This window comes from uncultured Flavonifractor sp. (genome assembly GCF_944383115.1).
Classification (GTDB): domain Bacteria; phylum Bacillota; class Clostridia; order Oscillospirales; family Oscillospiraceae; genus Flavonifractor.
Genome location: NZ_CALWOJ010000098.1, coordinates 1 through 7090 on the forward strand (window position 1 = coordinate 1; position 7090 = coordinate 7090).

The window sequence follows — 7090 nt, forward strand, 5'->3', positions numbered from 1 at the left end:
TGTGGCTCTACTTCCTGGTGCTCCGGGCCACCGGCCGGGTGGGCTTTGAGATGGAGACCATCGCCTTTTTCCTGTCCACCCTGTCCCTGGCCGTCACCTGCTCCTCCAACACCGGAGCCCTGTTCAAGCAATTTCTGTGCGTGGTGCTGGGGCTGGTCCTCTTTCTGGTGCTGGGGATCTTCCTGCGGGACCTGGACCGCACCCGGGAGATCCGCTGGGTCATGGCGGGGGCGGCCATCGTGCTGCTGAGCCTGACAGTGGTGCTCTACGCCGCCGGCCTGACCGAGGCCAAGTACGGCGCGGCCAACTGGCTGAGCATCGGCGGCGTTTCAGTGCAGCCCTCGGAGATCGCCAAGATCTGCTATATCTTTGCCGGGTCCGCCACCCTGGAGCGGCTGTTCCGCAAGCGGAACCTGGGGCTGTTCATCGTCCTCACCGGCGTGTGCCTGGCCTGCCTGGCCTATATGAGCGACTTCGGCACCGCCGCCATCTTCTTTGTCACCTTCCTGGTCATCGCCTACCTCCGCTCCGGCGACTGGGCCACCCTGGCCCTCATCTGCGGCGGCGGGGTGTTCGCGGTCCTCACCATGCTGTCGGTGAAGCCCTACATCATGAGCCGATTTGCCACCTGGGGCCACGCCTGGGAGAACGTGACGGTGGGCAGCGGCTACCAGCAGAGCCGCACCATGTCGGCCGCCGCCTCCGGCGGCCTGGTGGGGGTTGGCCCCGGCGAGGGCTGGCTCCACAACGTGGGCGCCGGCGACACCGACCTGGTCTTCGGCATGCTGTGCGAGGAGTTTGGCCTCATCATTGCCATCCTGGCCATCCTGTCCATCGTCACCCTGGCGGTGTTCGCCGTCCGGGCCTGCCGGGCGGGCCGGTCCTCCTTCTATATCATCGCCGCCTGCGCCGCCACCTCCATGATGGTGTTCCAGACCTGCCTCAATGTGTTCGGCGCGGTGGATATCCTGCCCCTGACCGGCGTTACCTTCCCCTTTGTGTCCAACGGCGGCACCGCCATGATCGCCTCCTGGGGGCTGCTGGCCTACCTGAAGGCCACCGACACCCGTCAGAACGCCAGCTTCGCCATCCGCCTGCCCTCCCGCAGGGAGGATCGGCAGAACGCGGAGTTATCCATGAAACGCACCGAGCAGTGGGAGGGCCGCTATGAAGAAGATTGAAAAACGGGCCTTCCTCTGCCTCATCCTGGCCGCCGCCCTGGTGCTGGGTCTGGGGCTCTATGTGGTGCGCTATGTCCTCTACGGCAGCCGCTGGGCCTCCTTTGCCGCCAACCGCCACCTGTACAACAGTCAGGGTCAGCTGTCGGTGGGCCGGGTGCTGGACCGGGACGGGGACGTGCTGAGCTGGGCCGACGAGGACGGAACCCGCCACTACTACGAAAACGCCACCGTCCGCAAGGCCACCCTCCACGCCGTGGGGGACGCCCAGGGCAAGATCGGCACCGGCGCACTCACCGCCTTTGCCAGCCAGCTTTCCGGCTACAACCTGTTTACCGGGGCCTACTCCCCCCTGGGCAACGGCAACGACCTCTACCTCACCCTGGACGCCCGGCTCAACTACATCGCCTATCAGGCCCTGGGCGGCCGCAAGGGGGCGGTGGGTGTGTACAACTACGAGACGGGAGAAATTTTGTGCATGGTGTCCTCTCCCACCTACGACCCCCTGGACCCGCCGAAGGACGTGGAGGACAATCCCGCCTATGACGGCGTGTATTTAAATCGCTTCCTCTCCGGCACCTTCCCGCCGGGCTCGGTATTCAAGACGGTGACTCTGGCCGCCGCCATTGAGAACATCCCCGACCTCTTTGACCGGCACTGGACCTGCACCGGTTCCACGGTGGTGGGGGGCGAGGCCATCACCTGCCCCCGGGTCCACGGAGAGATGGACATCTATGACGCCCTGGCCAACTCCTGCAACGGGGTGTTCGGCCAGCTGGCCGCCGAGCTGGGGCCGGAGGTCATGGCTCGGTACACCCAGCAGGCGGGGCTCACCTCCTCCTATAAGGTCAGCGGCCTCACCTCCGCCGCCGGGCGGTTTGACTTCACCGGCACCACCGGCCAGCTGGCCTGGGCCGGCGTGGGCCAGTACAACGACCTGGCCAACCCCTGCGCCATTATGACCTACATGGGAGCCATTGCCAACGGCGGCAAGGCCGCCGTGCCCCGGCTCATCCTCAAGGTGGAAAATCCCCTGGGCCTGCCCTCCCTGCCCCAGTGGACCAGCAAGACGGGCACCCTGATCCAGTCCTCCACCGCCGCCACCCTGGCGGACATCATGTCCCGCAACGTCATCGACGCCTACGGCTCCGGCCGGTTCCCCAATATGGACATCTGCGCCAAGAGCGGCACCGCCGAGGTGGGGGGCGGCAGCTCCCCCCACGCCTGGTTCGCCGGCTTCCTCCGCAATGAGGACGCCCCCTACGCCTTTGTGGTGCTGGTGGAGAACGGCGGCTCGGGGGCCGACGTGGCCGGCTCCGTGGCCGCCCAGGTACTGGACGCTCTGGTCAACGGCTATTGAGCAGCAGCACCTCCAGCCCCTGCTGCCGGGCGTAGTTTACCGTGTAAGCGGTGCCGCCGGTATCCCGGGTGCAGTAGGCCACGCACACCCCACTGTGATCCACCAGATGCCGGTTGCGTTTGTGCATACACCCCGGCGTGTACCGGTCGGCGGTGTACACCACCTTGTGGGCGGCGGCTTTGATGCGCTCATACTCCGCCACATCCCCCTCCCGCCAGCCTCTGGTCTGGTCGGGGCAGGGCAGCACCAAAATCAGTCGGATGTGGGGGAATTCCCCCAAAAGCCCCAGCACGGTCTGAGCCGCCAGGGTGTCGAACCCCAAAGCCCCTCCCGCACCAAAGTACCGAATCCCCCGGGCAATGAGCTGCCGCACCGTTTTCTCCAGGTTTTCCACCAGAGCCCGCCGCTGTGTGGACGGAATGTCCCGGTGGCCGGTGAAGCAGCAGGTCTGTTCCCGCGTGGTCATACCCATTCCCCCCTTTTCCCCAGTATAGGCCGGGACAAAGGACGAATTTTGTCGCATTCAGGGCGCTGCCGTTGGGCAGCGCCCTGAACTTTTTCACACCGTATGTGAATAATGTGTAAAACCTTGGGGAATCCTCTTGACTTTGAGGCTCAAAACTCTATTATTTATTTAGCATAGAAAATATTATTCGTATTTCGGAGGATTTCAGTATGCACGAGGTCAAGGATGACAGGAAAACCCCAAGCCCGCCCAAAAAACCGCTGCTTTTCTACTATGCTCTGGCCCTGGTGGCCCTGATGCTCCTCAACGTCTTTTTCTTCCCCTCGGTGCTGGAGCGGCAGGTGATCGAGGTGCCCTACAGCCAGTTCCTCACTATGGTGGACGACCATCAGGTCACGGAGGTGGCTCTGGACGAGGACAGCCGGCAGATCGTCTTTATCGCCGCCGATGAGGCGGGGCGGACCGGCTACTACAAGACCGGCATCTGGCCGGACGACGGCCAGCGGCTGCTGAACCAGCTGCGGGAGGACCCGGACATCGTGTTCAGCGCCGAGATTCCCACCCAGGCCAACCCCATTCTGGCCTTCCTGGTCAGCTGGATTCTGCCCATCTTCTTCTTTATCCTCATCGGACAGCTGCTCTCCCGCTTCATGATGAAGCGGCTGGGCAACAATCTGCCCGGCGGCATGGGCAACGCCATGACCTTCGGCAAGTCGGGCGCCAAGGTCTATGTGGAGGAGGCCTCCACCGGCGTGTCCTTCGCCGATGTGGCGGGCCAGGATGAGGCCAAGGAGGCCCTGATGGAGGTGGTGGACTTCCTCCACGAGCCGGACAAGTACGCCGCCATCGGCGCCAAGCTGCCCAAGGGCGTGCTGCTGGTGGGCCCGCCGGGTACCGGCAAGACCCTGCTGGCCAAGGCGGTGGCGGGGGAAGCCAAGGTGCCCTTCTTCTCCATCTCCGGCTCGGAGTTTGTGGAGATGTTCGTGGGCATGGGGGCCGCCAAGGTCCGGGACCTGTTCAAGCAGGCGGGGGAGAAGGCCCCCTGCATCGTGTTCATTGACGAGATCGACGCCATCGGCAAGAAGCGCGATACCGGCGGCTACGGCGGCAACGATGAACGGGAGCAGACCCTGAACCAGCTGCTGGCCGAGATGGACGGCTTCGACTCCAGTAAGGGCGTGGTGCTGCTGGCCGCCACCAACCGCCCCGAGAGCCTGGACCCCGCCCTCATGCGGCCCGGCCGGTTTGACCGGCGGGTGCCGGTGGAGCTGCCCGACCTCCAGGGCCGTGAGGCCATCCTGAAGGTCCACGGCAGGCATGTCCACATCGATGCCGACGTGGACTGGAGCGCCATTGCCCGGGCTACCGCGGGCGCCTCCGGCGCCGAGCTGGCCAACATCGTCAACGAGGCCGCCCTCCGGGCGGTGCGCCAGGGCCGCAGGACGGTGACCCAGGCCGACCTGGAGGAGAGTGTGGAGACCGTCATCGCCGGCGCCCAGCGGAAGAATGCCGTCATCTCCCCCCAGGAGAAGCAGCTGGTGTCCTTCCACGAGGTGGGCCACGCCCTGGTGGCCGCCCTCCAGACCCACTCCGCCCCGGTGACCAAGATCACCATCATCCCCCGCACCTCGGGGGCTTTGGGCTACACCATGCAGGTGGACGAAGGGGAGCGCAACCTGATGAGCCGGGCGGAGCTGGTGAACAAGATCGCCACCCTCACCGGCGGCCGGGCCGCCGAGGAGCTGATCTTCGGCGCGGACAACATCACCACCGGCGCCTCCAACGACATCGAGCAGGCCACCAAGCTGGCCCGGGCCATGATCACCCGGTACGGCATGACGGACCAGTTCGACATGGTGGCCCTGGAGACGGTGCAGAACCAGTACCTGGGGGGCGACGCCGCCCTGACCTGCTCCGCCGAGACGGCGGCTGAGATCGACCGGCAGGTGGTGGCCACCGTGAAGGCGGCCCATCAGAAGGCCCTGGCCCTGCTGCGTGACCACGAGGACCAGCTGCGGAAGCTGGCAGGCTACCTGCTGGAGAAGGAGACCATCACCGGCGATGAGTTTATGGAGCTGCTGAAGCAGGGGTAACCGGCGGCAGGCTTTGGACTATTGAAATGAAAAAATGGCCTGTGAACGGATGGCGTTCACAGGCCATTTGACATTTAACAGGTTATTTCCGGCGGTGCTTCGCCGGTGCTTTCAGAGATAAGAAGAAATAAGCTGGAGGATTTGCTCCACCTGCTGAGGGTCAGTCGCGTAATAGTGTCCGTCGCCGCCGATGCAAATATAACCGTCCTCCCGGATAAAGATGGGATCATACTCGATATACCCCTGTGATGTCAGATAGGTGGGCTGAAGAATGTAGGCCCGCTGGTTATCCCGAATAAAATAGCCTTGCCCAAAGGGGCCGCCATAGCGCACCTGCATTTTTTGCAAAAAGGCAGACAGGGCTTCCAACGCTTCCGGGTCCTGAATCGTCCGAACGTCAGGGGTGGTGGAGAGCGTACGAAGCTCCATGCAATACAGCGTTTCCTGTTCCTGCGGCAATCCGGCCGCCTTGCCCAGGCTGCATGGGCGGACAAAGACCACCAGAGCGATCACAAGAACTGCCAGCAGGAGTACCAAAATGATATACCGCTTAGAACTCATCAGATGCTTCATGCAGTCAAACCACCTCCCAAGTCAGATGGAACACAAAGGGAAGCAACGAATGTAGAACGGCTCCCGTTAATTGTCTGGGGAAGGAAGCAAACATAAAACAAAAATATCCAATAAAATAATAGAAGAAAACGCCAAATATGTCAACCGCTTAATAAAATGGGGGACATCAAGTACAAAAAACCGGGCGGGGTACTCCCCGCCCGGTTTTTGCGTATCGGATTTACTTGATGGGCTCGCCGGCCTCTTTCTTGGCCTTGATCTCCTTGAGGGCGTCCCGATAGGACAGGTTGACCCGGCCCTTCTCGTCAATATCGGTGACCTTGACCCAGATCATATCGCCGATGTTGACCACGTCCTCCACCTTCTCCACCCGGCGGTCGGCCAGCTTGGAGATGTGGACCATGCCGTCCTTGCCGGGAGCCAGCTCCACGAAAGCGCCGAACTGCAGGATGCGGACCACCTTGCCGTAGTACAGCTGGCCCACCTCGGGCACGAACACGATGGTCTCGATGGTCTTCTTGGCGGCGTCGCAGGAGGCCTTGTCGGCGCCTGCGATGTAGATGGTGCCGTCGTCCTCGATGTCGATCTTGGCCCCGGTGTCGGCACAGATCTTCTGGATCACCTTGCCGCCGGAGCCGATGACCTCGCGGATCTTGTCCACATCGATCTTCATCTTCACCATCTTGGGAGCGGTGTCGGCCACGTCCTCACGGGGCTTGGAGATGCAGGGCAGCATGATCTCGTCCAGGATGGCGTAACGGGCGTCCTTGGTGATCTCCAGGGCTTCCTTGATGATCTCATGGGACAGGCCGTCGTTCTTGATGTCCATCTGGATGGCGGTGATACCGGCCTTGGTACCGGCCACCTTGAAGTCCATCTCGCCGTGGAAGTCCTCCACGCCCTGGATGTCGATGAAGGTGGTGAAGCCGCCGTCGTCGTCCTGGATCAGGCCGCAGGAAATGCCGGCCACGGGGGCGGAGATGGGCACACCGGCGTCCATCAGAGCCAGGGTGGAGCCGCAGATGGAGCCCTGAGAGGTGGAGCCGTTGGAACTCAGCACCTCGCTCACCACGCGGATGGCGTAGGGGAAGTCCTCCACGGAGGGGATGACGGGCTCCAGCGCCCGCTCGGCCAGAGCGCCATGGCCCTTCTCACGCCGGTTGGTGGAGCGGGCGGCACGGGCCTCGCCGGTGGAGTAGGCGGGGAAGTTGTAGTGGTGCATATACCGCTTCTCCTCCTCCTCCCAGATGGTATCCAGCTTCTGGGCGGCGGAGAGGGTGTTCAGGGTGCAGATGCTCAGCACCTGGGTCTGACCGCGGGTGAACAGGCCGGAGCCGTGGACACGGGGCAGCACGCCCACCTCGGCGGCCAGGGGACGGATCTCGTTCTTGGCGCGGCCGTCCACACGGTGGCCCTCCAG

Annotated in this window: 6 protein-coding genes; 3 read left to right on the plus strand and 3 right to left on the minus strand. The window is 63.5% G+C overall.

Annotation, left to right across the window (positions count from 1 at the left end):
• Together Q0K43_RS09405 and Q0K43_RS09410 are read left to right on the plus strand one after the other, a co-directional pair.
• A partial coding sequence (locus Q0K43_RS09405) for an FtsW/RodA/SpoVE family cell cycle protein (RefSeq protein ID WP_297290286.1) occupies positions 1-1181 on the plus strand: 1181 nt, incomplete at its 5' end.
• A complete protein-coding gene (locus tag Q0K43_RS09410) occupies positions 1168-2538 on the plus strand; it encodes a penicillin-binding transpeptidase domain-containing protein (RefSeq protein ID WP_297290287.1) in 1371 nt (456 codons plus the stop codon). The genes Q0K43_RS09405 and Q0K43_RS09410, both read left to right, overlap by 14 nt.
• Here the strand turns inward: Q0K43_RS09410 and Q0K43_RS09415 are convergent.
• Positions 2525-3004 (minus strand): SLOG family protein, encoded by a 480-nt coding sequence (locus Q0K43_RS09415; RefSeq protein WP_297290288.1) that lies wholly within the window; start codon positions 3002-3004, stop codon positions 2525-2527. The genes Q0K43_RS09410 and Q0K43_RS09415 overlap by 14 nt on opposite strands.
• A 209-nt stretch (positions 3005-3213) precedes the next feature.
• Here Q0K43_RS09415 and ftsH point away from each other — a divergent pair, with 209 nt between their 5' ends.
• A complete protein-coding gene (ftsH, locus tag Q0K43_RS09420) occupies positions 3214-5097 on the plus strand; it encodes an ATP-dependent zinc metalloprotease FtsH (RefSeq protein ID WP_297290289.1) in 1884 nt (627 codons plus the stop codon).
• A gap of 111 nt (positions 5098-5208) precedes the next feature.
• Here ftsH and Q0K43_RS09425 read toward each other — a convergent pair whose 3' ends face one another.
• Both Q0K43_RS09425 and Q0K43_RS09430 read right to left on the minus strand, forming a co-directional pair.
• Positions 5209-5670 (minus strand): hypothetical protein, encoded by a 462-nt coding sequence (locus Q0K43_RS09425; protein ID WP_297290290.1) that lies wholly within the window; start codon positions 5668-5670, stop codon positions 5209-5211.
• A gap of 220 nt (positions 5671-5890) precedes the next feature.
• On the minus strand, positions 5891-7090 hold a 1200-nt coding region (locus Q0K43_RS09430), incomplete at its 5' end, for a polyribonucleotide nucleotidyltransferase (protein WP_297290291.1).